Consider the following 1148-nt stretch of genomic DNA (forward strand, 5'->3'; position numbering starts at 1 on the left):
CGGCACTACCGGGCGGGTGGGTGTACGGAGAGCCGGCCAGCGGCCGGCGCTACCGGGCGGGATGGGTGTACGGAGAGCCGGCCAGCGGCCGGCACTACCGGGTTACGGCAGCGGCGGCAGCAGCCCGGCGCCCAGCCGGTTCCAGGCATTGATCACGGCCACGCCCACGCTCAGGTCGCTGATGCCTTTTTCATCGAAGTGCGGCGCCAGCGCATCGAACGCAGCGTCCGAGGGCGCGCCGTCGGGCAGCCGCGTCAGCGCCTCGGCCCAGCCCAGCGCGGCGCGTTCGCGCGCATCGAAGAAACGGCTTTCGTGCCACGCCGGCAGCGTATCGAGCTTGCGCGGCTCGATCTCGCCCTTGCGCAATGCCGTGCCATGCATATCCATGCAGTAACCACAGCCGTTGATCTGCGAGACGCGTAGGAACACAAGCTCCATCAGCGTCGGATCGATCGAGCTGTCATGCACGGCCTTGCTGGTGGCCAGCAGGCCTTTGATGGCCTCGTTGGCCAGACGGAAATACGGAACGCGGGGCGAAGTGGACATCGGGCGACTCCATGACGGCCACATCGGCCGTCTTCATCAGGAGGACGCGCCCACATCGCCGGCTGTGACAAGCGCGGTCAGTTTTTCCGGATTGAGCACGCTCAGCACCTGCGCAATGCGCTCGCCATCGATGCTGACCAGGGTGATCGAGTGCAGCTGCGCACCCTGGAAACGCAGGATGGCCGGCTCGCCGTTGACGTAGCCGATCCGTGCCGGATGCGCGCCGTTGCGCCGGGCGATGGCCCAGTAGAGCTGCGCGATGCGCTCGGCGCCGAGCAGTGGTCGGATCGCCGCGGTGACCCGACCACCACCGTCGGACACCATCGCCGCATTGGCGTGCAGCAGCGACAGGATCGCGGCCTGGTCGCCACGCTGGGAGGCATCCATGAAGCGGGTCAGCAGATCGCGGTGCTGCGCGGGCGAGGCATCGAAGCGTGGCTTGCCGGCCTGCAGCCGCTGGCGCGCGCGATGCACCAGCTGGCGGCAATTGGCCGGGCTGTGGTCCAGCAGCGGGGCGATCTCGGGGTAGTCGTAGTCGAACACGTCCTTGAGCAGGAACGCGGCGCGCTCGTCCGGTTTCAGCTGCTCCAGCAGGGCAAGGA

2 protein-coding genes are annotated in these 1148 nt (G+C 68.2%); both read right to left on the reverse strand.

Annotation, left to right across the window (positions count from 1 at the left end):
• Window positions 1-102: 102 nt before the first annotated feature.
• A complete protein-coding gene (locus tag AC1DQP_RS20770) occupies window positions 103-546 on the reverse strand; it encodes a carboxymuconolactone decarboxylase family protein (RefSeq protein WP_478052467.1) in 444 nt (147 codons plus the stop codon).
• Between the two features lie 36 nt (window positions 547-582).
• Window positions 583-1148: sigma factor-like helix-turn-helix DNA-binding protein (locus AC1DQP_RS20775; protein WP_478052468.1), on the reverse strand; the 566-nt coding region annotated here is incomplete at its 5' end.

It is taken from the genome of Stenotrophomonas sp. P5_A8 (assembly GCF_056400545.1).

What these genes read in the sequence shown, in the direction of transcription:
- AC1DQP_RS20770 (WP_478052467.1), bottom strand. Translation starts at nt 546, where the DNA reads ATGTCCACTTCGCCCCGCGTTCCGTATTTCCGTCTGGCCAACGAGGCC.